Source organism: Acinetobacter sp. WCHA45 (assembly GCF_002165255.2).
GTDB lineage: Bacteria > Pseudomonadota > Gammaproteobacteria > Pseudomonadales > Moraxellaceae > Acinetobacter.
Genome location: NZ_CP028561.1, coordinates 2503520 through 2528042, shown reverse-complemented (window position 1 = coordinate 2528042; position 24523 = coordinate 2503520). Strand labels below are relative to the sequence as shown.

At 41.7% G+C, this 24523-nt stretch carries 23 protein-coding genes and 2 pseudogenes; 15 read left to right on the top strand and 10 right to left on the bottom strand.

Annotated features, from left to right (window positions below; genetic code table 11):
* Nucleotides 1-293: 293 nt before the first annotated feature.
* The 3 genes from uvrC (at nt 294) to pgsA (ending at nt 3688) form a co-directional block, all read left to right on the top strand.
* Entirely contained in the window at nt 294-2093 is a 1800-nt protein-coding gene (uvrC, locus tag CDG55_RS13570; protein ID WP_005162980.1) for an excinuclease ABC subunit UvrC, read from the top strand.
* A gap of 104 nt (nt 2094-2197) precedes the next feature.
* On the top strand, nt 2198-2995 hold the full coding sequence (locus CDG55_RS13565; protein ID WP_087537489.1) for a thioesterase family protein: 798 nt from the start codon (nt 2198-2200) through the stop codon (nt 2993-2995).
* Nucleotides 2996-3100: 105 nt separating this feature from the next.
* Nucleotides 3101-3688, top strand: a complete 588-nt coding sequence (gene pgsA, locus CDG55_RS13560; RefSeq protein ID WP_004674390.1) for a CDP-diacylglycerol--glycerol-3-phosphate 3-phosphatidyltransferase — start codon at nt 3101-3103, stop codon at nt 3686-3688.
* A gap of 226 nt (nt 3689-3914) precedes the next feature.
* On the opposite strand, the gene CDG55_RS13555 is transcribed toward pgsA, so the two are convergent.
* The gene (locus tag CDG55_RS13555) at nt 3915-4688 is read right to left on the bottom strand and encodes an IclR family transcriptional regulator (protein WP_087537490.1); all 774 of its coding nucleotides are present in this window, start codon (nt 4686-4688) and stop codon (nt 3915-3917) included.
* Between the two features lie 416 nt (nt 4689-5104).
* Between CDG55_RS13555 and CDG55_RS13550 the strand changes: the two are divergent.
* The 4 genes and pseudogenes from CDG55_RS13550 to fadA form a co-directional block, all read left to right on the top strand.
* A pseudogene (locus CDG55_RS13550) lies at nt 5105-6775 on the top strand (FUSC family protein); the annotation flags it as partial.
* A 60-nt stretch (nt 6776-6835) separates the two neighbouring features.
* Nucleotides 6836-7537, top strand: a complete 702-nt coding sequence (locus CDG55_RS13545; protein WP_005005861.1) for an IS1 family transposase — start codon at nt 6836-6838, stop codon at nt 7535-7537.
* Between the two features lie 294 nt (nt 7538-7831).
* A complete protein-coding gene (gene fadB / locus CDG55_RS13540; RefSeq protein WP_004978714.1) occupies nt 7832-9985 on the top strand; it encodes a fatty acid oxidation complex subunit alpha FadB in 2154 nt (717 codons plus the stop codon).
* A gap of 12 nt (nt 9986-9997) precedes the next feature.
* A complete protein-coding gene (fadA, locus tag CDG55_RS13535; protein WP_111313928.1) occupies nt 9998-11170 on the top strand; it encodes an acetyl-CoA C-acyltransferase FadA in 1173 nt (390 codons plus the stop codon).
* Nucleotides 11171-12030: 860 nt separating this feature from the next.
* Here fadA and CDG55_RS13530 read toward each other — a convergent pair.
* From CDG55_RS13530 to CDG55_RS15560, 3 genes are all read right to left on the bottom strand, one after another.
* Nucleotides 12031-12546: a YkgB family protein gene (locus CDG55_RS13530; RefSeq protein ID WP_005006241.1), complete on the bottom strand. Its 516-nt coding sequence runs from the start codon at nt 12544-12546 to the stop codon at nt 12031-12033.
* A 137-nt stretch (nt 12547-12683) separates the two neighbouring features.
* Nucleotides 12684-13238 (bottom strand): carboxymuconolactone decarboxylase family protein, encoded by a 555-nt coding sequence (locus CDG55_RS13525; RefSeq protein WP_000088799.1) that lies wholly within the window; start codon nt 13236-13238, stop codon nt 12684-12686.
* 58 nt (nt 13239-13296) lie between these two features.
* Complete coding sequence (locus tag CDG55_RS15560; RefSeq protein WP_223213851.1) at nt 13297-13458, bottom strand: peptide-methionine (S)-S-oxide reductase; 162 nt, start codon at nt 13456-13458, stop codon at nt 13297-13299.
* A gap of 554 nt (nt 13459-14012) precedes the next feature.
* Between CDG55_RS15560 and CDG55_RS13515 the strand changes: the two genes are divergently transcribed.
* Nucleotides 14013-15287 (top strand): hypothetical protein, encoded by a 1275-nt coding sequence (locus CDG55_RS13515; RefSeq protein ID WP_005006246.1) that lies wholly within the window; start codon nt 14013-14015, stop codon nt 15285-15287.
* Nucleotides 15288-15331: 44 nt separating this feature from the next.
* Here CDG55_RS13515 and CDG55_RS13510 read toward each other — a convergent pair whose 3' ends face one another.
* Nucleotides 15332-16267: an AraC family transcriptional regulator gene (locus CDG55_RS13510; protein WP_005006248.1), complete on the bottom strand. Its 936-nt coding sequence runs from the start codon at nt 16265-16267 to the stop codon at nt 15332-15334.
* A gap of 122 nt (nt 16268-16389) precedes the next feature.
* Here CDG55_RS13510 and msrA point away from each other — a divergent pair, with 122 nt between their 5' ends.
* The 4 genes from msrA (at nt 16390) to CDG55_RS13485 (ending at nt 18505) form a co-directional block, all read left to right on the top strand.
* Complete coding sequence (gene msrA, locus CDG55_RS13505; RefSeq protein ID WP_005006250.1) at nt 16390-16878, top strand: peptide-methionine (S)-S-oxide reductase MsrA; 489 nt, start codon at nt 16390-16392, stop codon at nt 16876-16878.
* A gap of 27 nt (nt 16879-16905) precedes the next feature.
* Nucleotides 16906-17142: a glutaredoxin gene (locus CDG55_RS13500; protein ID WP_005006251.1), complete on the top strand. Its 237-nt coding sequence runs from the start codon at nt 16906-16908 to the stop codon at nt 17140-17142.
* A 31-nt stretch (nt 17143-17173) separates the two neighbouring features.
* Nucleotides 17174-17614, top strand: a complete 441-nt coding sequence (msrB, locus tag CDG55_RS13495; protein ID WP_005006253.1) for a peptide-methionine (R)-S-oxide reductase MsrB — start codon at nt 17174-17176, stop codon at nt 17612-17614.
* A 228-nt stretch (nt 17615-17842) separates the two neighbouring features.
* On the top strand, nt 17843-18505 hold the full coding sequence (locus CDG55_RS13485; protein ID WP_005028456.1) for a peptide-methionine (S)-S-oxide reductase MsrA: 663 nt from the start codon (nt 17843-17845) through the stop codon (nt 18503-18505).
* Nucleotides 18506-18692: 187 nt separating this feature from the next.
* Here CDG55_RS13485 and CDG55_RS13480 read toward each other — a convergent pair whose 3' ends face one another.
* The gene (locus CDG55_RS13480; protein WP_005006260.1) at nt 18693-19067 is read right to left on the bottom strand and encodes a GGDEF domain-containing protein; all 375 of its coding nucleotides are present in this window, start codon (nt 19065-19067) and stop codon (nt 18693-18695) included.
* On the bottom strand, nt 19067-19768 hold the full coding sequence (locus CDG55_RS13475; RefSeq protein ID WP_005005861.1) for an IS1 family transposase: 702 nt from the start codon (nt 19766-19768) through the stop codon (nt 19067-19069). Before CDG55_RS13475 ends, CDG55_RS13480 begins: the two co-directional genes overlap by 1 nt.
* 60 nt (nt 19769-19828) lie before the next feature.
* Between CDG55_RS13475 and CDG55_RS13465 the strand changes: the two are divergent.
* From CDG55_RS13465 to CDG55_RS13455, 3 genes and pseudogenes are all read left to right on the top strand, one after another.
* Nucleotides 19829-20257, top strand: a pseudogene (locus tag CDG55_RS13465) (FUSC family protein); the annotation flags it as partial.
* Nucleotides 20250-20465 (top strand): DUF1656 domain-containing protein, encoded by a 216-nt coding sequence (locus CDG55_RS13460; RefSeq protein WP_004659299.1) that lies wholly within the window; start codon nt 20250-20252, stop codon nt 20463-20465. The pseudogene CDG55_RS13465 and the gene CDG55_RS13460, both read left to right, overlap by 8 nt.
* 53 nt (nt 20466-20518) lie before the next feature.
* Complete coding sequence (locus CDG55_RS13455; protein ID WP_087536888.1) at nt 20519-21520, top strand: HlyD family secretion protein; 1002 nt, start codon at nt 20519-20521, stop codon at nt 21518-21520.
* Nucleotides 21521-21686: 166 nt separating this feature from the next.
* Here the strand turns inward: CDG55_RS13455 and ruvX are convergent, their stop codons facing one another.
* The 3 genes from ruvX to recN form a co-directional block, all read right to left on the bottom strand.
* On the bottom strand, nt 21687-22130 hold the full coding sequence (gene ruvX / locus CDG55_RS13450; protein ID WP_005162957.1) for a Holliday junction resolvase RuvX: 444 nt from the start codon (nt 22128-22130) through the stop codon (nt 21687-21689).
* A complete protein-coding gene (locus CDG55_RS13445) occupies nt 22123-22677 on the bottom strand; it encodes a YqgE/AlgH family protein (protein ID WP_004659294.1) in 555 nt (184 codons plus the stop codon). The genes ruvX and CDG55_RS13445 overlap by 8 nt, the downstream gene beginning before the upstream one ends.
* A 133-nt stretch (nt 22678-22810) precedes the next feature.
* Nucleotides 22811-24469, bottom strand: a complete 1659-nt coding sequence (recN, locus tag CDG55_RS13440) for a DNA repair protein RecN (protein WP_087536889.1) — start codon at nt 24467-24469, stop codon at nt 22811-22813.
* Nucleotides 24470-24523: the final 54 nt, after the last annotated feature.

Here is a 24523-nt window from a genome sequence, read left to right as displayed (position 1 = left end):
CGATGATTTAGTTATTTATTTGTTTATTTATTAATGTTGGCAAAAACAAGTTCAGTTGAGTACTCAAGATTATATTGAATCTTATCCAACCCAAAATCTGTCACATGTAAATGAACTAGCCTGTGATTTCTTTCATGAGTCTGCATTTAAGAGCGCTGATCAAGTATTGAGTCGAGTTTTTAAATGATAGGTGTTATTTGAGTTATTGAATTGATGCATTTTGGCTCAATTGACTTGAAATTGATTTATGCAGACTACATCATCGAAAGCATTACTGATGATGAAAGTCTGCTGTGAATCCAAACGCGCGTGAACATATTGAAAAAATCCTGACTCATATGACTCAATTGCCTGGTGTTTATAAAATGCTCGGCAAAGATGGAGAGTTACTGTATGTTGGGAAAGCCAAAAACTTAAAGAATCGTGTATCCAGCTATTTTGTTAAAACGATTGACCATCCTAAGACACAGGCTTTAGTTGCGCGAATTTATGACATCGAAAGTTTGGTTGTTCGTTCTGAAACTGAAGCATTATTACTTGAACAAAATCTGATTAAATTACATCGTCCGCCATACAACATTATGCTGCGCGATGATAAGTCGTATGTGTATATATTTGTCTCGGCAGACAAGCCCTATCCCCGCATTGCCAGTGGGCGTGGCAAGGGCAAGCATCAGGTCGGCAAGTTTTTTGGGCCTTATCCCAGTGCCTATAGTGCTAGAGATACGCTGCTTGTATTACAAAAATTATTTAATGTCCGCCAATGTGAAAACAGTTATTTTTCACAACGTAAACGCCCTTGTTTGCAGTATCAAATTAAACGTTGTACAGCGCCTTGTGTCGGTCTGATTAGCCCTCAGGACTATAAGGAAGATGTGGACAATTCAATTCGTTTTTTACAAGGTGATACCAAAGAACTCAATCAAGAGCTGATTGGAAAAATGGAACAAGCTGCCGAAGCTCTTGAGTTTGAAAAAGCCGTATTTTATCGTGATCGCCTCGCTTTATTGCGCGAGGTTCAAGCACAACAAGCAGTATTTAAGATCAAAGGCGAAGCCGATATTTTGGCGATTGCTTACCAAGCCGGTGTGACTTGTGTACAAATCATGCATGTTCGTAATGGACGTATGCTTGGTGGAAAAAGTTATTTTCCAGATATGTTGGGAGATGATTTGGCGCAAATGCTGAATGATTTTATGGCGAATTTCTATTTCCAAGTGGCGGATGAAGTGCCATCAGAATTGATTGTAAATGTAGATATTCCCGATCAAAAACAATTAGAAGAAGCATTACAGCAAAGCTTCAATAAGAAAGTTCAAATCAAGCATAAAGTGCGAGAAACTCGGGCTGAATGGCTAGAACTGGCGCAAATGAATGTGCAACATGCGATTAAAGGCAAACTGAGTAATCACTTGGAATTAAACGAGCGTTTTCATCAACTTGAACAAGTGGTTGGGCGTCCGATTGATCGGATTGAATGTTTTGATATCAGTCATACCATGGGTGAAGCACCGATTGCTTCTTGTGTAGTCTTTGATCAGGGCGGTGCAAGAAAGCGAGATTATCGTCAGTTTGCGATTCAGGATATTACGGGCGGTGATGATTATGCGGCGATGCGCCAAGCGTTGATACGCCGTTATAAAAAAAATATGTTACCTGATCTACTCTTGATTGATGGTGGTAAAGGGCAGTTGCATATGGCGATGGAGGTCATGCAAGAATTAGCGCTTGATGCTTTTATGATTGGTGTTTCTAAAGGTGAGGGGCGTAAACCGGGATTAGAAACGCTGCATTTTACTGATGGCACTAAGATTCAATTACCCGAAGACCATAAAGCTTTACACCTCATCCAACAAGTGCGAGATGAAGCGCATCGTTTCGCCATTACCAAACATCGGGCTAAGCGTGATAAACGCCGTAGTAGTTCAGTTTTAGAGGCTATTCCAGGGCTAGGGCCAAAACGCCGTCGTGATCTACTCACTCATTTTGGTGGTATACAAGGTGTTTTAAAAGCGTCAGAAAAAGAGTTGATGCTTGTACCCGGTTTGGGTGAAGTCATGGCGAGAACGATTTATAAAATTTTGCATGAATAACTTGACCGATTGGCTCAATCTCTCAATGATTGATGCGTCAATGATCATTCACAAACAGAGAAAAACATTTAAAGATAAGATGGTTTGACGATTAAGGAAAGATAATGTCACTGCTTCCGCTGTATCAACAGGTTGAACATCAAGAGTGGATTGATATTCCCTCAGGATGGTTACAAGGTCGCACCGTATTTGGCGGTTTAGTTGCAGGATTATTAATCCAAAAGGCGCAGAGCGTGGTTCATGATACAACAAAGCAATTATTGAGTTGTAATGTGACCTTTGTTGGTCCTGTGCAAGAAGGGCAGGCTAAACTCACGGCGGAGGTGTTGCGAGAAGGTAAATCGGTTACAACCTTAGAAGTGCGGTTATGGCAAGCAGATACTGTACAAAGTATTTTAATAGCAAGTTTTGGTTCGCAGCGTGAATCTCGGATTCATGTGCAAAATCTACCGCAAATTCCTGATTATCCATTGCCTGCGCAGTTGGAAAAAACGGCTTATATTGAAGGCTTAATGCCACAATGTTTGCAACAGTTTGAACTATGTTGGGCTGAAGGTAATTATCCAATATCTGGTAGCAAAGTACCTGACTTTGGCGGATGGTGTCGTTTTATGCCTCAGTTGCATCCAAATCGCGAAATGAAATTGGCCGATCTATTTGGATTGATGGATGTGTGGCCACCGGGTGTGTTACCAATGTTTAAAACCCCTGCACCTGCAAGCTCATTAACTTGGCAGATTACCTATTTGCAGCCGATTGCTCATCAAGTACAGGATTGGTTCAAATACAAAGTAGTGACTGAATATGCTGAACATGGTTATTCAACCGAGTATGCCTATCTTTGGGATGATGAAAATCGACTGATTGCGATACTTCGACAAACAGTTGCCGTTTTTGCCTAGTCGACACTGCCGTGCATTTCGTATAAAGTTGCTTACACATGGATACAATCTCGGCACATCCTTTGTGCGACATGCATATTTGATGCGAACAACATGGCGGTGTTTATGAGCACAGGGCGAATCCTGAACATTCCTAATATTTTAACTTTGGCGCGTATTGCCCTTATTCCCGTGTTTCTGGCAATTGCCTATTGGCCGCCTGCCATTGGGATTGCTGAGCATCATGGGGGAATGATGCGACATCTGATATTGACTGCAATCTTTGTTCTTGCAGCAGTGACAGATTGGTTCGATGGTTATTTAGCTCGGACTTTGAATCAGACTTCTGCTTTCGGGCGTTTCCTTGATCCAGTCGCCGATAAGCTTATGGTTGCAGCCGCATTGATTGTATTGGTGCAATGGCAACCGACGATCTCAATGGCTTTTGCTGCAATTGTGATTATTTCGCGTGAAATTACCGTTTCGGCATTGCGTGAATGGATGGCTGAATTAGGTGCGCGTACGAGCGTTGCAGTTTCTACAGTAGGAAAGTACAAAACAGCATTTCAAATGATTGCGATTAGTGTGTTCCTGTTGAACTGGAAACCACTGGAAATGTGGGCCTACGCTTTGCTTTATGCGGCAGTGATTTTGACGTTGTGGTCGATGTTTATTTATATGAAAGCTGCTTGGCCTTATTTGAAGCAGCCCTAACGATTTTTTGTATAGCCATATAAATGAAAGCCTTTCTTTTGAAAGGCTTTTTTATGCCTTTCGATAAGAACTGGTCAAGAAAAAAGCCCATAACAAAGATGGGCTTAGTTCTCTGAGGAAAGTCATACTCTTTTTAGGAGGGTATGCTGAAGAACATAATCATAATATGAGAATATATTGCTATTTACAACGGATAAAAATGTAAATATTTTTTAAAATTCTCAATTTAGTTTGACTGATTTTCGGAAAGTGTTGCAAATTTATGTTCAATTTGCGCTGCATTATTTTGCAAGATCTCGATCAGTTTTTGAATATTCAAGAAATCAAAACGATTTTTTGATGCTACTAGCGTGAGTGCAATCGGTGCTTCTTTAGTAGAAAAGCGAATCGGGACGGAAAGACCACATACCATTGGATCAATCTCACCCTGCGATAAATAAAAGCCTTGTTTTTTAATTTTCCGCATTTGCTGCATGAATTCGTCGAGGCTATGGGCAAAGCCGACCTGAGCAAGTTCCTGAGTAAACTGATGATAATAAGCTTGAATATGTTGCTTGGTTAAATGGGCAATCACAATTTTGGGTGAAGCACCTACATAAACAGGGCGTGGACAACCTCTTCCGTACGAGATGAGTTCTGCTTCTTTAAATGTTTCATGATGTAGATCAATACAATAATCATGGTTCAGGTAGGTCAGCAGGCAGCACAGTTCGGTACGTTCCACAATATCACGCATAAAAGGAATACTGATCTGAACCAATGGATCGGTACTATGAGAAATATAATCAAGAACGGCAATTTTAGAGCCTAAAGTGTAGTCTCCTGATGTACCACTAATGCGTTTTAAAATATCTGTTGAAACAAGTTCTTTAAGATAACGATAGGCTGTGGGTTTTGAGAGACCAAGCTCATCACAAATGATATCGACATTGATAATCGGACGTGAAACTGAAAATAAATCCAGCACGGTGAGAATTTTACCAAAACTCGAAATTGCCATGATGCGTTGTCTACTCCTTAAAAATAACGTGAAAATCGAACTTTTATTGCTTTATAACAGAAAAGCCTGAGATCGTGTATGGACTTTTAGCTCGGAATATTTTTGCTCGACCAATTAAGGCTTGAATTGAGAAAAAATATGGTTTTTATTGAAAATATTTTAAATTAAAATGAAAAATTATCAAATAGTGATAATTTATGTTGACTAATTTGCTTTGTTTTGAAAAAATTATAGATGTAGTGTCTTCATTGGATAATGAAATTCGTTAAATTATCTCCATTTGCTCTCGACACTATGCCTTGCTCCCCATAATCAGCTTTTTCTTGTCAACTGATTTGATACTCCAAATTGGTCTAACTTCGTGCCACATTGTTATGTGTCATTAGATCAGGCTGACTTAGAATTGAGACATATTCATGTTACTTAAACAGCTGTTAGCTTTCAGACCAAGCCGACTTGATCTTATTTTTGCTTGTAAAACCTTTGTAACAGGCATGCTGGCACTGTTTATTTCTTTTGAATTAGATTTGATTAATCCGATGTGGTCGATTGGAACGGTCATGATTATTGCCAATCCTTATTCAGGAATGGTGTCTTCGAAATGTGTATATCGTTTGATTGGAACTGTTGCAGGGGCAGTCATAGCACTGTTATTGACCCCACATTTTATTAATACGCCGTGGCTATTTACGGTTATTTTATCTCTCTGGGTGGGCTTTGCTTTATATGTGTCATTACTAGACCGCACGCCGCGTAGCTACGTATTTATGTTGGCAGGATATTCAACTGCCATGATTGTTTATAATGCAATTACCTATATCGATACCTACAATATTTTTGATATCGCTGTTGCACGTGTACTTGAAATCTCAGTTGGGGTGGTTTCTTCTGCCGTTGTTTCGGCAACTTTTTTTCCAGTTCATGTTGGCGCAATGATCAAGCAACGTGTCAATAAAACCTTAAACGATCTAGAAGCAACTTTTGAAAAATTGATTGCAGTTCAAGAAACACCTGAAAATTACACGCAAGTTTTATCTGTGATTACTCGTGATGCCTCTGATATTCATGCTTTAGCTGTACATTTGGCTTATGAGAAAGGTGAGTTGAAAGGCATGACCAAGCCTTTACAGGAAATGCTACATCAAGTGTCATTGGTGGTTGCGAATTTGGTTGCATTGTCTCAACGTGTGAAACAACTCGAACATTTGCACTTGGTTAATCTTGTTTCGCATTTGGATATGCTTCGTCAGCATACTGTGACATTTTTAAAACAAGAGAAAAGTTTAGTACCTGCTGATTTACAGACTTTGCCGATTGGATTTGAAGAGGATTTCGCTGAGCTGATTTCTAAAGCAACGTCTGAACAGAAAGTTGTATTGGCTGCATTAAAGATGGACATTCGTCATTTTATGGCCAATATCTTGGCAGTAAAGCTACTCTGGCAACAGATTCAGCAAGGTAATAAAGAAATTCCAATAGAAATTACAGCCATTACGACGAAATATCCAAGTTTACATCGTGATCATGGTATTGCGATACGAGGTGGAATTAGTGCTGTACTGATTACTTTTATTGTCACTGCAGCTTGGATTCTGTCTGGTTGGAAGGCGGGTTTTATGATGGCGCAAATGGGGGCTATCACGGCGTGTATCTTAACAGCATTGGATAACCCAGTACCTGTGCTACGGATTTTTATTTGGGGCAGTATTGTATCCGCAGGCTTAGTATTCTTATATGCATTTGGTATTTTTCCGCATGTGACCCATTTTTGGCAATTGGCTTTGGTGCTATTTCCTGTGTTTTTAGTGGCTGTCACCATGATGGCCAATCAAATGTTAATGCCTGTAGGAATGGTACTTGGGATTAACACCATGATGGGATTGAATCTGCACAATAAATACAGCATGGATGCTGTTTCTTACTTAGATAGTTCATTTGCAATGGTTCTGGGCGTATTGGTTTCACTCATTGTGATTGATTTAGTTCGAGCTGTTTCACCTGATACCAGTGCAACGCGAATTTTAACTTTACATTATCAGGCGATGCGTCAGGCATTAAATCTATCTTATGGTAGTGAGTTCAAAATTCGGTGGTGTATCAAAAAGTATGCTAAAAAAAAGCAGGTTGAATTTTGATAAAATAGAGAAATGCAAATAACTCTAGAAATCAAATGTCCAACCTGCCTCAGTGACAGTATAAAGAAAAATGGCATCAAAGTAGATGGGAAACAAAACTACCAATGCAAAGACTGCAAACGTCAGTTTATTGGTGACCATGCTCTGAGCTATCTAGGATGTAATTCTGGCATTACTCGTAAAATATTACAGTTAATGGTCAGAGGCAGCGGTATACGAGATATCGCTGAAGTTGAGCGCATTAGTATCGGTAAAGTCTTACGGACTTTAACTGAATCGGCCTATCAAATTCAGCCTAAACAAAGTCATTATGAATCTCTCGAAGTAGATGAATTCTGGACTTTTGTTGGAAATAAAAATAATAAACAATGGCTTATTTACGCCTACCATCGAGAAACAGGTGAGATTGTTGCTTATGTTTGGGGTAAGAGAGATTTAGCTACAGTCCAAAGGTTGAAGACAAAGCTTAAACAATTAGGTATTCACTACACCCGAATTGCAAGTGATCATTGGGACAGTTTCATCACTGCTTTTAAAAACTGCAAGCAAAGTATTGGTAAGTTGTTTACTGTAGGAATTGAAGGTAATAATTGCAAAATAAGGCATCGAATAAGGCGTGGTTTTAGAAGAAGTTGCAATTTCTCCAAAAAGCTTGAAAACCATTTTAAAGCCTTCGACTTAACCTTCTTTTACATCAATAATGGCTTCATTTAATGTCAGCATACTTTTTAAAACACCACCTCATTTTTTAATCACTCATCCATAAAAAATCTTAAACGAAACAAAAACTTCACTCTATTTAGACCACATCATTCAAAAATACATCACGCAAGCACACGAAATAATTGAATAAAAATAGATGACCCTTGCGTCACGGCTTGATACAACTTGTTATGTTCTTTTTCGATATAGTTATCGTAAGATTGGCGGAGCATAGATGTACGTAGGAATGACGTACTCGCTTCACAACATCAACTTAGAAGTCCTCCAAAATAAAGGAGATCAGGCATGATCCACGCTGGCAATGCCATTACCGTCCAAATGCTTTCGGACGGAATTGCAGAATTCCGCTTTGACTTACAAGGTGAGTCGGTCAACAAATTTAACCGTGCAACGATTGAAGATTTCAAAGCTGCAATTGACGCTGTTAAAGCAAACGGTGACATCAAAGGCTTAATCGTTACTTCGGCTAAATCTACATTTATCGTTGGCGCAGATATTACTGAATTTGGTGCAAACTTCGCTCAAGGCGAACAAGCGATTGTGGATTGGGCATTGCCTGTTCACGACATTTTCAACGCGTTTGAAGATTTAGAGATTCCTAAAGTTGCAGCGATCAATGGTATGGCATTGGGCGGCGGCTTTGAAATGTGCCTCGTGTGTGACTATCGTGTGATGTCAGAAGCGGCTCAAGTCGGTCTTCCTGAAATCAAACTGGGCATCTTCCCTGGTTTCGGTGGTACGGTTCGTTTAAGCCGTCTAATTGGTATCGACAATGCAGTTGAATGGATGGCCATGGCTAATCCTAAAAAACCTGCTGCGGCACTGAAAGACGGTGCGGTTGATGCGGTTGTTGCTGCAGACAAACTACAAGACGCTGCGATTGACTTGGTTAAACAAGCCCTTGCTGGCCGTGTAGACTGGAAAGCAAAACGTCAGGAAAAACTTGACCCTGTTAAATTGAACCCAATCGAACAAATGATGGCGTTCAACTCGGCGAAAGGTGCGGTCCTTGCAAAAGCAAATCCTGCTCAATACCCTGCGCCTAAACTTCTTCTTGACTCATTACAAGCAGGTGCAAGCCTTCCACGTAATGAAGCACTTCAAGCTGAAGCGGCTGGTTTTGCAAAAGCAGCCATTACACCACAAGCAAATGCGTTAATTGGTCTATTCATCAATGACCAAGTGGTGAAGAAAACTTCGAAGAAATATGAAAAAGGTGCACACCCTGTAAACCAAGCGGCTGTATTGGGCGCGGGTATCATGGGTGGTGGTATTGCTTACCAAGCGGCAAGCAAAGGCACACCAATCATCATGAAAGACATTGGTAATCCGCAACTTGCTTTGGGTATGAAAGAAGCCAATGGCTTACTCACCAAACAAGTTGAACGTAAGAAGATGAAACCTGCTCAAATGGGTGAAACTCTTGCGCGCATCCGCCCTACTTTAAGCTATGACGAGTTTAAAGAAGTGGACATCGTGATTGAAGCAGTAACTGAAAATCCAAAAGTAAAAGGCATTGTACTTGCTGAAACTGAGAAGAATGTTCGTGACAACACGATCATTGCTTCAAATACTTCAACAATTTCAATCACACGTTTGGCTGAAAACCTACAACGTCCTGAAAACTTCGTGGGTATGCACTTCTTTAACCCAGTACACATGATGCCATTGGTAGAAGTGATCCGTGGTGAGAAGACTTCGGCTGAAGCGATTGCGACCACGGTTGTTCTTGCTCAGAAAATGGGTAAAACACCAATCGTTGTGAACGACTGCCCAGGTTTCCTTGTAAACCGCGTCTTGTTCCCTTACTTCGGTGCATTTGACCTTCTATTGAAAGACGGTGCTGACTTCCAACAAGTCGACAAAGTGATGGAAAAATTCGGCTGGCCTATGGGTCCTGCTTACCTAATCGACGTTGTTGGTATCGACACGGGCGTTCACGGTGCAGAAGTGATGGCTGAAGGTTTCCCTGACCGTATGAAGCCAGACTTCAAAGGTTCAATCGAAATCATGTACGAAAACAAACGTTTGGGTCAAAAGAACGACGTTGGTTTCTACAAATACGAACTTGACCGTAAAGGCAAAAAAGCCAAAGTGGTTGATCCAACTGCGTATGAGCTTGTTGCTACTGTGGCAACTGCAGAAAAACGCGAGTTTGATGCTCAAGAAATCATTGACCGTATGATGCTTGCTTTCTGTAACGAAACTGTTCGTTGCCTAGAAGACAACATCGTAGCGACTGCTTCTGAAGCAGACATGGCGATGATTATGGGTGTAGGTTTCCCTCCATTCCGTGGTGGTCCATGCCGTTACATCGACCAAACTGGTGTTGCTGAATACGTTGCACTTTGCGACAAATACGCACACTTAGGTAAGGCTTATGAAGCGCCACAAATGTTGCGTGACATGGCTGCTAACAACAAAAAATTCTACGGTTAAGGAGCGACGTGAATGGCTACTTTAAATCCACGTGACGTTGTGATTGTTGATGGCGTTCGTTCTGCCATGGGCAAATCACGTAACGGTATGTTCCGCAATGTTCGTGCCGACAGTTTATCTGCTGAATTAGTACGTGCACTTGTTGCTCGTAACCAGTTTGATACCAATGAAGTTGAAGACATCATTTGGGGCTGTGTAAACCAAACTTTAGAGCAAGGTATGAACATTGCTCGTAATATTGGTTTATTGGCTGACATTCCAAAAACTGCTGGCGGTCAAACAGTAAACCGTCTCTGTGGTTCTTCAATGCAAGCAATCCACACAGCTGCTGCACAGATTGCGACCAACCAAGGTGACATCTTCATCATCGGTGGTGTAGAGCATATGGGTCACGTAGGTATGATGCACGGCATCGACCTTAACCCTGAAGCATCTAAACACTATGCAAAAGCATCGAACATGATGGGCTTAACGGCTGAAATGTTAGGTCGTATGAACGGCATTACGCGTGAAGAACAAGATGCGTTCGGTGTTGAATCTCACCGCCGCGCTTGGGCTGCAACGCAAGAAGGTCGTTTCAAAAACGAAGTCATAGGTGTTGAAGGTCATGATGCCAATGGCTTCAAAATCCTATGCGACATCGATGAAGTGATTCGTCCAGATGCAAACCTTGAAGCATTCAAAGGTTTACGTCCTGTATTTGACCCGAAAGGCGGTACAGTCACTGCGGCAACGTCTTCTGCGCTGTCTGACGGTGCTTCTGCAATGTTGTTGATGTCTGCTGAACGCGCTCAATCACTTGGTTTAAAACCACGTGCTGTGATTCGCTCTATGGCGGTTGCAGGCTGTGACGCTGCAATCATGGGTTATGGTCCTGTACCTGCAACTCAAAAAGCGCTTAAACGTGCTGGCTTAAGCATGGCGGATATCCAAACCATCGAGTTAAACGAAGCATTTGCTGCTCAAGGCTTATCAGCCATGAAAGGTCTAGGCGTTTATGACAAGCAAGACATCATTAACTTGAATGGTGGCGCGATTGCATTGGGTCACCCATTGGGTTGTTCTGGTGCACGTATTACAACCACGTTGTTGAACGTAATGGAACAACAAGATACACAAATCGGTCTTGCGACCATGTGTATTGGTTTAGGTCAAGGTATCGCGACGATTATCGAACGTGTTTAATTAACACTAAGATAAAATAAAAATCCCCCTTGTTGGAGTATATAGTAAAAACAGTGTCTATTCGCGTGTGAGTGAGTGACAGGGCTTTACATATAACGTCAGCGGCTTTAATTTCAAACGTACATACTGTGTATAATGGTATGTACGTTTTTTATTTGCGCCGAGTCCTTCGGCGGTAACCATTCATCCATGAATTTTTGTTCAGTGTTTAATTGCACCTTGTGAGTGCGACTTGTTCCAACAAGTCGGGAGAGATAGGAGTTACGTCATTGGTTTAGCAGGACGGGGATAGTTATTTGCGGCAAGTACAGAGTTGTCGCCGCATCCATGCGGCTTTGACAGTTCAGTTGTTCACTCATTGATTCACCTTCTTGATTAATTGCACTTAATTTACCACCACATTGCAACCGCTCCTTACCACGTGTTGCAAATTAATCGCACCACAACTTTCACGGAAAGTACCACTTCGTCGGATCTCGGCTTTGTGCCAAAAGCTGAAATTCACTGAGATTCGACAAAATCGGCGCTTTTCACTGAAAGCGGACATTTCTGACAATCACGGAACTGAGACTCTCGAAAATTTCGAGATATCAACGCATTGCCATAAAGTAAAAAATGAGTGCATTATTCATTTCGGGTTTCAAGAACGCACCGTTTTTCAGACTATATCGATGTGGCCAAAAATAGTTGACCACTACAGTTTTTGAATACTGTATTTTGCCTTTTTAAGACCAATGAAGTGATATTATTTAGTAAGGCACGTACTTGAAGCACTTATAAAAGGTGTTTTAAATGATAAAAATAAAGGGTTTCTAATGTGTTTAGGAACCCTCTAACTTAATAGTTGTTTCGGGTTCGGCTTATTTGGTTTTGTGCTCCAGTGCTGTAAGTGATGTACCTACGATAAATATAGACACGACAAACAAGCCTAAATCTTTTAGCAAAAACTGGCCAGGAACCACAGAGATCGCAGGAAACCCAAGAGATGCCTCAAAAACACCGGGTGTAGTCAGCATGAACGACAATGTCGTAAAAAAGAGTCCGGTTGAAAGTACACCGCCCAAGATTGCGAGCTTAGGGGAGAAAACTCGTGCAGCGATTAACAGGCCAACTGAAATTTCAAGCACACCCAGAAAATTTGAGAATCCTTGAATGCTGAGGAAGCTATACATCCACGAAAGCAGAGGGCTATTACTAACAAAACCATGTATACCGTTTGCTTCGTAGCTAGTGAATTTCATGCCACCAAACCACAAATATATTATCGTCATGGCAACGTAGATGCCACCTATACCAAACTTAGTGATTTTTGCACCGAGATTATTACTAAGGGTATTGGTAGTCTGGACACCATTTTCAATTTCGGGAATAGTCATCTTATATCTCCAATTATTTTTAGCCATGTGGACTCACTCTATGTAGCCCACTAAAATGATATGACTCTTGAGAAAAACTATATGTTTACTCGAGTCGAACCTAACTTAGGTAATTGCTGTAGTTGAGCACCAATGGATTAGACATCAATGCCTAGTGGTTGAACGGCCGGGAAGTCGACCTCGGTCTGTGTCACTTCGTTAACGTAGTTAGTGAAAGTGTTCAGGGCAACAGCCAACAGAATATCCACTACATGTGCATCACTGTAGCCAGCGTTCAGCACCGCTTGGACCTGGTCATTGCTGACTTGCCCGCGCTGGCGGACTACGGCGGCAGCAAAACGCACGGCTGCGTCGGCCTTAGGGTCATTTGATGCACCGCTGCGGTTGGCAGTGAGTTCAGCATCATCAAGCTTGGCCACCTTACGGCCTAGGAAGGAATGGGCAGCAAGGCAATAATCGCAGCCGTTGATCTCAGCGACGGCTAGGGCAATACGCTCAAGAGTCGCTGTACCCAAGCCGCCCTGTGCTGATGCTGCGCTCAATTGCAGGTAGCCAGTCAGCGCAGCAGGGCTGTTGGCAACGACGCGGAACATGTTAGGAACGCGGCCCAGTTGTTTTTCCACAGCCTTGAGTGAGGTATGGGTAGCAGTAGGCGCGGCGTCGATTGTGGTAGGGGTGTTCAAACGTGACATAAATTTCTCCTAGTGATTTGAAAGACAGCACGCTGTATTGGCGTGGAATAAATTGTATTTAAGAAGGTTCTGCTTGATAATCCGTTGCTATCAGACAGCTCATCTTCACGTCTTGCGCAGTCGCCATTTCAGTGCCACTACACATCTTCGTTGACGTTACGCCGTCCTGATTTCTAAGGAGGTCTTCGAGACTCCAAAAACACCCTCCAGCAACGATCACATAATTTATGTTTCATAAAGCCTCGTTGGTTTTTATCTATTTACTGATGTACCTGACTTTACAGCGTGTAAAACAGGTATAACATGTTCAGTAGTTCGTATAATGTGACTTATTAGACAGTTTACGTAGGGGGTATGTATGGATGCAGACTTTGGATATCAGATTTAAAGAGTTGTGAAATTAAGGGTTCACGAAAAAAATGAATGTCTGCAAATATAGGGCAAATTAGATTGTCTATGTCCATATAAATTTCAATGCTTTACATTTTTAAATGTTCAATTGCGTTACTCAGATTCAACTTTTGGTGGCAGATTTATCTTAAACATCAGCCCAGCAATTCGCACGGTAGTACTTTGTTGACTATCCCCTGACAAAGTAACAATTTCTTGCCACAATCAGACTTGAGCACTTTACTTCGCGCCTATGTGCACTGCTTAACGCACCAAGGCTTCTGATGTTCTGATTGACACCAATTACTTCGTTTCCTGCTTGATACTTTGAGATCAACAGGATTGAATAAAGTAAAAGGGGCTATTTAAATATTGAGGGAACAAGTGGCAATAGATTTGAGCATAGAAATCGCACTGCTGTTAGAGCGCTGGCAGGGCATTGTAAACATGATGGCTCAAGTCGCGGAAGTGCCTTGCGTGCTGATTAATCGATTAGATAAAAACGAAATTTGTGTTCAGGCAGTTGGCAGTGTGTCGAAACCAGCTTTTTATTGCGATGAACCTATTCCATTGGCACTAAACAGTTATTGTTCCCAAGTCATTGCCAGTCACCAGCCATTGCTAGTTGAAAATGCAATCGGTACCCGATACGAGAACAATAACCCGACATTTGCCGCAGGCTTTAGTTATTACTACGGGCTGCCTTTGCTTTGGCCTAGCGGAGAAACTTTCGGTACTTTGTGTATGTTGGACCGGGCAAGCGCAGACCGGGCATCACAACACTGTTCCTTACTCACACTCTTTAAGCAGGCTATTGAATATGATTTGCAATTGCTGCAGCAACAACAAGAGCAGCTCAAGCGTGAGCAACAAGCAGACTTAAAATTTATCCAACTTTTCAATGAGATATCCAATAGGATAAAACCGGTAGCGACTAATAAGTTACTTCAATCCGAGTTATTTGTACTGTTGACTAGCCAGTACCAATATTGGCATCAGGAGCTTGAGCTACAGCTTAATCAAACTGTCTTAGCTCATGAAAACTCCATTCATATCGCGGCACTGGTTCGAATTTGGTCAAATTTGTTGGCAATTGCCCATGAAACAGAATGGTTGAGAGCTACAGCTGTCGCTGAACCTTATAGCTGTGAGGCTGAAGCGTCACTGGTTGATGCAACGCCATTATTAGAACAAGCAGTCTATAAAACAGCGTTGACGCTTGGTACTGAACTCGTTTTGAGGAGTCATTTGCCTAACCCACTGTTACTCAGTGGGAGACCTGAGTTATGGTCGCTGATAGGGCTGGCTATCACCAGCTTTTTAGTCATTGGCGCCAGCGGCACCAGTAAAACGGTATTTGTCAGTAGCCGAATAAAAGGTAAACATAGAGTTTTGGAATGGTCCCTTCATGTAAAAGGCCAGACGATGCCACTGCATTTTACCCGTGATAATCAAGCGCTTTATGGTTTTGCTTCCGTATGTGCCGAGCTCGCTGGTGCTGTGTTGGAATCTGGTGAGCAGCAATTAACTGAGAGTATTCATCAACAGAGTAGTTATCTGAACTCGAATCGTGATCACGTCGACGACATTGAAAGCAGGAATGCTTCAAGAACTCGGTTTATCTGCTTATGGATACCGGTGGTGGGAGACGATTTATAAACTCTCAGCGATGAAAGTCGAAGTTGTGTCTTAGATTATCATTTTTACGCCATTTTAGAATTTTCCTTTCTATAAGCACTAGGAGTTACGCCAATTTTTTTCTTAAATAATTTTTGAAAGTGTTCATGTGCCGGATACCCAATGGCTTCACTCACTTCAGGAACAGATTTACCGGTTTCTTTAAGCAGCTGCTTCGCTTTTTCAAGCCGACAATAGGTTAAATAATCAAGAGGTGTCATGCCAGACAGTTTCTTAAACTTAACGCTGTAGTTCGTACGCGACATTCCAGCAATCTCAGCGAGATCGTCAAGACCCCATTTTTTATCGAGACTATGATGGATAGCTTCCAAGGATTTGCTGAGTTGCGGATTTTCGATCAATTTGAAAAATCCTACATTTTTGTTGGATTTGTACATGTGAATTCTTAACGCTTGCACGAAGATAATTTCGGTCAGCTTCCTGACTAGCGTGTTGCTTCCAGGAAGCCCTGATTTTGCTTCCTGCTCTATAATACTTAAAAGCATGGTAAGCCAAGGCGAGTGGGAGTTCTCAGTACTCTTGATATGCACGACGTTTGGCAGCGAATTTAAGAATGGATGATCGGGTCCGCCATCAAAACAAAAATGTCCGCAAACGACGTTTGCTTTGAGCTTGCTCTGATCACCATATTCCAGAACTTGAGTTTCAGTGAGGTTGGCCTTGGATCTAAATTCGACCGCGGGCTCGGCCTTGATTTTTGGTGCACTGGTCATGGTGTGCTCCATCCCTTTGAATAAAATCAAAATATCGCCTTGCTCCGCCAAAGCCTTAAGTTTAAGTTTTGGCACCTCGTACCAAAACTCGCCATGGGTCACGATGTGAAATCTCGCTAGATTCTCTTCCTGCGGGAGACTGATGCCCCAGTCTCCTGCAAATGATGTTCTATACCAGTAGCTACTAGTAAGCTCTACCTTATCTAAAATCTCACTGAGAACATCCATACTTAGCTCCTACGCAAACTGTCTAATAAGTCACATTATACGAACTACTGGGCATGTTATATCTATTATACATGCTGTAAAGTCAGTTTAATCAGTAAATAGATAAAAACCAAGGAGGCTTTATGAAACTAAATTATGTGATCGTTGCCGGAGGGTGTTTTTGGGGTCTTGAAGACCTCCTTAGGAATCTGGACGGCGTGACGTCAACAAAGGTGGGCTACTCTGGCGGAGATTTTGATGATCCTACCTACGCCGATATTAAAACAGGGAAAACGGGTCACGCCGAAGCTGTTCGCGTGGAATACGACCCAGACGAAATATCTCTCGAAGAGATTCTACATTACTTTTTCAAGATCCATGATCCAACTACGAAGAATCGCCAAGGGAATGATGTTGGATCTTCGTATCGCTCTGCTGCGTTCTATCGTGACGATGCCCAGAAAGCGATTATCGAAAACGTGATTGAGGAGGTCAATGAGATCGGTCGCTTCGAGAATGAAGTAGTTACGACCGTCGCCTTGGAAAAAGAATTCTACGACGCTGAGGCATATCATCAAAACTATTTGCAAAGGAATCCCAACGGATACTCTTGCCATTTTGAAAGAGACTAAACCATAAACCAAATGAAAGAGGAAATTATGAAAACACTTAAGAATGTTGTCATCTATACGAAAGACCATTGTCCATTTTGCGCACGCGTAAAGAATTACCTAACTTCTGAAAAGGTTGATTTCAAACAAATTCGCGTAGACGACGATCCGAAGACTTACTTGGAGTTGAAGGAAAGAACAAATCTTCAAACTGTTCCGCAAGTTTTTGTGGATGGAGAATTCATTGGCAGTGCTACAGACTTCTTCTCGTGGATTGATGGCTAAAGAGCAAGCCCTAAAATAAAGGATCAAATATATGTTCAATTGGAAAAGCATTTACAGCTACCTCGATAACGGCACTCCAGCACCTCCCAGAAAAGTTGAAAGGAGCGAGGAAGAGTGGAAAGAAATTCTGACGCCCGCGCAATTTCGGGTTATGCGAATGAAAGGCACCGAACGCCCGCACACGGGAGGACTCTGTTCATTTTATGAAGCAGGTAGATACGCCTGTGTTGGCTGCGACACCGAACTCTTTGACTCGAACCTAAAGTTCGATTCGGGAACGGGATGGCCGAGTTTTTCTGAGCCTGTCGCCGACAACGTAATTCAATATGAACTGGATACGACGTACGGGCGCAGAATCGAAGTGTTATGCAATGTGTGCGAAGCCCATCTGGGGCACGTTTTTCCAGATGGCCCTGAGCCATCAGGGGTCCGATTCTGCATTAACTCTGAGTCATTGAAGTTTGTAGAATAATTTTTAAATTGAGGAGTTTTATGAAAGTGAACCTTTTGGAAAAAGAAGCCGTTGTGTGTTGATCAAGCTGTTCGGTCATAAAGACTGCCATAAAACCAAGATTTACCATTCGTACTTGACAGAAAAAGGGATCCAGTTTGTTTTTTGGATGTTCATGAAGACGACCGTCGGCTGCTGCTGATCTGCGAATGGGAGTGGCTACAATTCTTAAAAAGTTAGGTGAAAAATATGTCGGATCTAAAAATGAATAAAGAAGACGATGTTGAAAGCTATGAATTTGCGACCCCTGAAGCTATCGAAGAAGCATTGAAAACCGGAAAACTTAGTCAAACGGTTTTTGGCACGGGCTGCTTTTGGGGACCGGATTCAAATTTTGGAGGGACGCCGGGAGTAGTGCAAACACGTGTTGGCTACGCTGGAGCATCAACTCTGGATCCGAGTTACCGCAACATCAAGGGACACGCCGAAGTCGTCAGAGTGATCTACGATAAAGACCAAATTAGCTATAGAGAACTTCTTGGAGGTTTTGAGTCATGGTTTGTTCATGTCAGAAAGCAGGGTCAGTATCGCCAGATACTTTTTGTCTTTGATCAGGAGCAAAAACAAGTCACTGAAGAACTGATCCAAGCGATTGGAAAGGATAAGTCTCCCGAGGTGATTGAAGCCGGACAACAAAATGGTTATTTTTGGCCAGCCGAAGATTACCATCAAAAGCATCGTCTTCGCAGAAACAAACAGCTTGTAAGTCTTGCTGAAGTAGATTTCGGTCCTCGCTGGGATGAACATCTGTATTTTACTAAATTGAATAGTACCGACAGAAAAGGCTTCAGTCTTTCAAACTGGTTAAAAAAGTTGTCTCCGCAAATGCAGAAAGCTTACCGAATCGGCTAATCTGAAATTGTGCTGGCTAAAGCACTCTATTTTCGCTACGCAATCAATGTGCCGGCCAACTTTAAATAGAGTCCCACAGTGTACAAAGAAGCTGTGCAAGTGGCATTTTACCGATGTATTTAAACGGACTAATTATTGCCCATATGAGACCAGCTTATCTACCAGTTGTTAGGTGATCCCCCTCAAATTAACAGAACACACTGGTTTGATTGCGGCCTTGGGCTTTAGCTTTGTATAACATCTGATCGGCGGCTTCGAGCAACTGCTTTTTGTCGTTAAATAAATCAGCGCTGGCCAAACCGATGCTGACCGTTAATTGTCGTAATGGCCATTCATGGTTAGCCACTACCAGCCTTAATTTTTCCAGTGTTTTATTGGCCGACACGATGTCTGTGCCTGGCAAGATCAGCACAAACTCTTCACCACCATAACGGGCGAAAAAGTCATAGTTCCTGCTGTTGCGCTGAAACAGACCTGCTACCAGGCTCAGTGCCTGATCACCTTCGGCATGTCCATAGCTGTCGTTAAAACTTTGGTGGTGTTTTAAAAAGTATGCTGACATTAAATGAAGCCATTATTGATGTAAAAGAAGGTTAAGTCGAAGGCTTTAAAATGGTTTTCAAGCTTTTTGGAGAAATTGCAACTTCTTCTAAAACCACGCCTTATTCGATGCCTTATTTTGCAATTATTACCTTCAATTCCTACAGTAAACAACTTACCAATACTTTGCTTGCAGTTTTTAAAAGCAGTGATGAAACTGTCCCAATGATCACTTGCAATTCGGGTGTAGTGAATACCTAATTGTTTAAGCTTTGTCTTCAACCTTTGGACTGTAGCTAAATCTCTCTTACCCCAAACATAAGCAACAATCTCACCTGTTTCTCGATGGTAGGCGTAAATAAGCCATTGTTTATTATTTTTATTTCCAACAAAAGTCCAGAATTCATCTACTTCGAGAGATTCATAATGACTTTGTTTAGGCTGAATTTGATAGGCCGATTCAGTTAAAGTCCGTAAGACTTTACCGATACTAATGCGCTCAACTTCAGCGATATCTCGTATACCGCTGCCTCTGACCATTAACTGTAATATTTTACGAGTAATGCCAGAATTACATCCTAGATAGCTCAGAGCATGGTCACCAATAAACTGACGTTTGCAGTCTTTGCATTGGTAGTTTTGTTTCCCATCTACTTTGATGCCATTTTTCTTTATACTGTCACTGAGGCAGGTTGGACATTTGATTTCTAGAGTTATTTGCATTTCTCTATTTTATCAAAATTCAACCTGCTTTTTTTTAGCATACTTTTTGATACACCACCCAAAATTCATCTACGCAGTATGTTGGACCGAGTTGGAGTATTGAATACCAAAATGGTTCAAAATCCTGAAGTTAAGATTTCGATTCAGAATGCTTTGATTGAAAGTAGTTCAATTATTGACTTAGTCCGATTGCAAGAAATCAGCCAAAAACTCCCCCAATTGGTCAGTTTGAAAAATGAAGTCAATGTACTGCAACAGCAACTGACTGAATATTTTCAAATGCAAGAGAAACAACTTTCTCTGAACCATTTTCCAATTCGAATTGTACAGCAGATTGATCTATTACAGCGGATTGCAGTGCAAATTGAAGATGAGCAGCTCGCTCAAAGAATGTTGATTTCTCTGAATAATATTTGTGAAAGCATCGGGCATGTCTCAACACAAAAGATGGATTCAGAAACATATGATTTAGGTGTATTGCATGGGTGAGATTAACGTTTATGGAATCTATATTCCAATTCTTTTGGTGCAAGCCATTATCGCCTACGTGCTCTTTAAGCTGATGAGTCCACTGATCGATCGTTTAGTTATGAGAGGTTGGATTGTACTACCGAATATTTTCAACTTGTGTTTGTACTTGGGATTGTTGCTGTGTATGCATTGGTTATGTCTTTATTTACAAGGTACAAGCCTTTAAGTAGCTCTCTCCGAAATTTAATGATTTAAAAATATGTGGTAAAGGTGATGAACATGAATGCATTTGATGTACGAAAAGTCATACGTCCAATTGTATTAGTACTTTCGGTTTTGATTGCGATATATGCAGTCGTGCATTTATGGAATTACTACAATGCCGCACCGTGGACACGTGATGGTCGTGTGCGTGGTGATGTGGTTCAAGTGGCTTCGGATGTTAATGGATTAGTAACTGAGGTGCTGGTACAGGACAATCAGACGGTAAAGAAAGGACAAGTTCTTTTCAAGATTGATGTAGAACGTCAAGCCCTTGACGTTGAACAGGCTAAATCTGATTTAGCTAAAGCCAATGCTGGTTTGGCTCAGGCGCATGCAAACTTAGTCGGTTCAAAGGCAAATTTGGTCAAGACTGAAGCTAATATGAAATTGGCTGAGAAGAATGCAGCACGTTATGCGAGTTTGATGGATGGTGCAATCTCTAAGCAAGAGCAAGATCAGGTTTTTGCTACACGTGATCAGGCGATTGCTGAGAAAGAACAGCTAGCAGCGAGTATTGAACAGGCTGAGGCCGCCATTCAACAACAACAAGCTTTGATCGACGTGGCGAATAGCAATTTACATTTAGCTCAGCTCAATATGAGTCGTTCAGCAGTCGTTGCACCTGCGGATGGTACTTTGTCGAACTTTGATTTGCGTGTCGGTAATTATGTGAAAGTGGGGCAGGCGGTTGCGGCCTTGCTTGATCGTCATCAACTGTATGTGGTGGGTTATTTTGAAGAAACCAAATTGAATCGTATTCATGTCGGTGATTCGGCAACCGTACAGTTGATGGGGGATCATCAATTCATTCGTGGGCATGTTCAAGGTATTGCAACAGGGATCGAAGATCGTGAGCGTTCTGGTAGTTCTAATCTATTGGCAAATGTAAACCCTACTTTTAGTTGGGTACGTTTAGCGCAACGTGTGCCTGTAAAAATTATTTTAGATGAACAGCCTCAAAATCCATTAGCTTTTGTTTCAGGGCGAACTGCAACGGTGAGAATTATTGAGAAATAATCAGACGTAGTCTGAGTTGATTTATTTTTTAAGAATTGCATTCTAAATTTTATGCAAATGGTTTGGGTTGTAGACGTGCTAAAGCAGTTATTTTCATGGTCTGGATCTGATTTTATCACGGTACATCAGTGTGCCATACCGTGATAAAGCACTTAAATATAAATAATTAAGGTGTTATTCCATTAGGATCACGATACCAACTCTGAATGAGTAGTGCGGCTGCGAAACTATCAGCCGATAAGCGTTTTGCTCGGCCTTTATTTTGATAAGACTCAAGTTCTTCTCTCGCTTCGCGTGTAGTCAAACGCTCATCCACCATCCACGTTTCAATATTGGTTTGATGACGCAAACGTCGTGCAAATTTTCGTGCGCGAGCAGAGAGTTCAGATTCACTATCATCCATATTTAATGGCAAACCGACTAAAAAAAGATTGGGTTGCCATTCTTTGACGAGTTTTAACAACTGATTCCAGTCAGGAATACCATCTTTCATGGCAAATAATGGCAGGGGAGTGGCACTTTCAATAGTAGATTGACCAATTGCCATCCCCATTTTCTGGGTGCCAAAATCAAAGGCCATAATGGATTGCGAAGTTTTAAAATCAGGCATGACCAATCTCTGAAGCAAACCATGTACGGTCTACCCCAATTTTTTTGTATGCCGCATCCCAACGATCGCCATAAGGTAGATTAAAGATTAAATCCATGTCTGAGTCACAAATCAGCCAGTCACCACGTGCCATTTCTTCTTCAAGCTGATTTTTGCCCCAGCTGGCATAGCCTAGAGCAATTTGGTAACGACCGACACCTTCGTTATGTGCAATTGCATCCAAAATATCTTTACTGGTGGTAATGCAAACATTTTCACCTACTGCGATTGATGAATGCCAAGTAGGTTGACCTGTGTGTAGGACAAAACCTGCTTCTGGGCGTAATGGTCCACCTTGCAACACCGCATGAGGTTGTACATTATCTGCATCAATCTCTAAATCGTTCAATAATTCTTTGATCTGTAACTCAGAAGGGCGATTGATAATAATGCCTTGTGCACCATCTTCATCATGGCGTGCCACATAGATAACAGTATTGGCAAAGAAGTCATCTGTTATGTCTGGTGGAGCGATGAGACAACGGTGAGTTAGATATTGTTTCGTCACCTAGGCGGTTCTCCATCAAAACAAGTCCCACTTTAAAAAGGGGGGTAGGGGGATTAAATAATAGGTTGTTTTTATCAACATACAAGAGTTAATCGGATTTCGCCAATCTTTTTCTCACATTTTGTTATGCGTTTTAAGCGGATTGAAATTTTAGTTGACGCAGTTGTTTGGCATGTTGCAAGGTGGTTTCGCTAATCTCGACGCCGCCAGACATGCGGGCAAGCTCCAGAATACGCTGTTCTTCATCCAGTTCAATGATGGTGCTACTGGCTGGATCTGTTTGTTGTTTTTTGACCAATAGGTGTTGGTCAGATTGTGCAGCAACTTGAGCTTGGTGAGTGATACAGAGTAGTTGTACATGCTGAGCCAGATCGGCGAGTAAACGCCCCACCACTTCAGCAGTGCCACCACTAATCCCGACATCAATTTCGTCAAAGACCAACACCTCAGATTCGGTTTTTTCAGCATTCATCACTTGCATGACCAGTGCAATACGAGAGAGTTCACCGCCAGATGCAACGCGAGCCAGCGGTTGTGGTGGAATGCCTTTATTGGCAGTGAAAAGAAGCTGAATAAAGCTGAGACCTTCGGCATTTGCTTCCATTGGCTCGAACTTAAATTCAAAATATGCTTCTGGTAGAGCAAGCGGCTTCACTTGTTCAGTCAATTGCTTCGCTAGTGGAACTGCGGCTGCACGACGAATTTGATCTAGGTGTTCAGCTTTTTGCATAAAAGTTTGATAAGAAATTTCTACCTGTTCCGCTAAGGTTTCAGGATCTTCTAATAAATGTAATTGCTCTAATTCCTGTTGCCAAGTTTCATATTCTTGTTTGAGTAATTCAGGCTGGGTACGGTGTTTGCGTGCGAGACGATGGAAAATTTCTAAGGTTGTATTGAGCTGTTCCATTCTTTCAGGATCAAAACTTTGGCGATCAATAAATTGACGTAAACTCGCGGTTGCATCTTCAATCTCACTTTGCGCATTGAGTAACGAATTATAAATATTTGATAACTGTTCACTGCGCCCTGCATGAGACTCTAAACGACGAATGATTGAAGCAACTTCTTGAGTGATATTTTGTTCCGCCTCATCCAAGACATTTAGACTGTAACTACAGTCTTGCATAATATGTTCATGATGGCTGAGGCGGTCAAACTCTTGTTCTGTGTCACGATAATCGATTTGAATCACATCTTCGAGTTCTTCAATTTGTGATTCTAAACGTTGGATCTTTTGAATACGTGTTGCTTGAGCTTCTAAAGCGGCTTGGTGCTGACGAATATTTTTTTGCCATGTGCTATACGCTTCACGTACTTCATTTGCTGGTTCGGCAAAATTATGATAACGATCTAACCAGTGCTTCGGATAAGGGGGCTCAAGTAATTGCTGTTGGCTATGCTGGCTATAAAGTTGTACCAGTAAGCGTCCAATTTCTTTTAACTCCGACAAACTACTTGGGCGTCCATTGATCCATGCTTTGCTTCGGCCTGTCGCAAATATGACACGTCTTAAATGAATTTCACCAGAATCATCATCTAGTTCATGTTCTGTAAGCCATTTTGCTTCCGCACTTTCAGCTTGATAACTAAAGACAGCAGTGACATCTGCTTTATCTGCACCATAACGGACATAGTTGGTATCGGTACGTTCACCCAAGCACGCAGACAGTGCATCTAACAATAACGATTTTCCTGCACCAGTTTCCCCAGTCAAAACATTGAAACCTTGTTCAATATCTAAAGCTAAATGGTCTGCAAGTGCAAAATTAATTAAAGTTAAATGGGTGAGCATATATGCATCCAGTGCACGCAATCTTTTGCTTAAAGATAGAGAAATTTTGCTAAT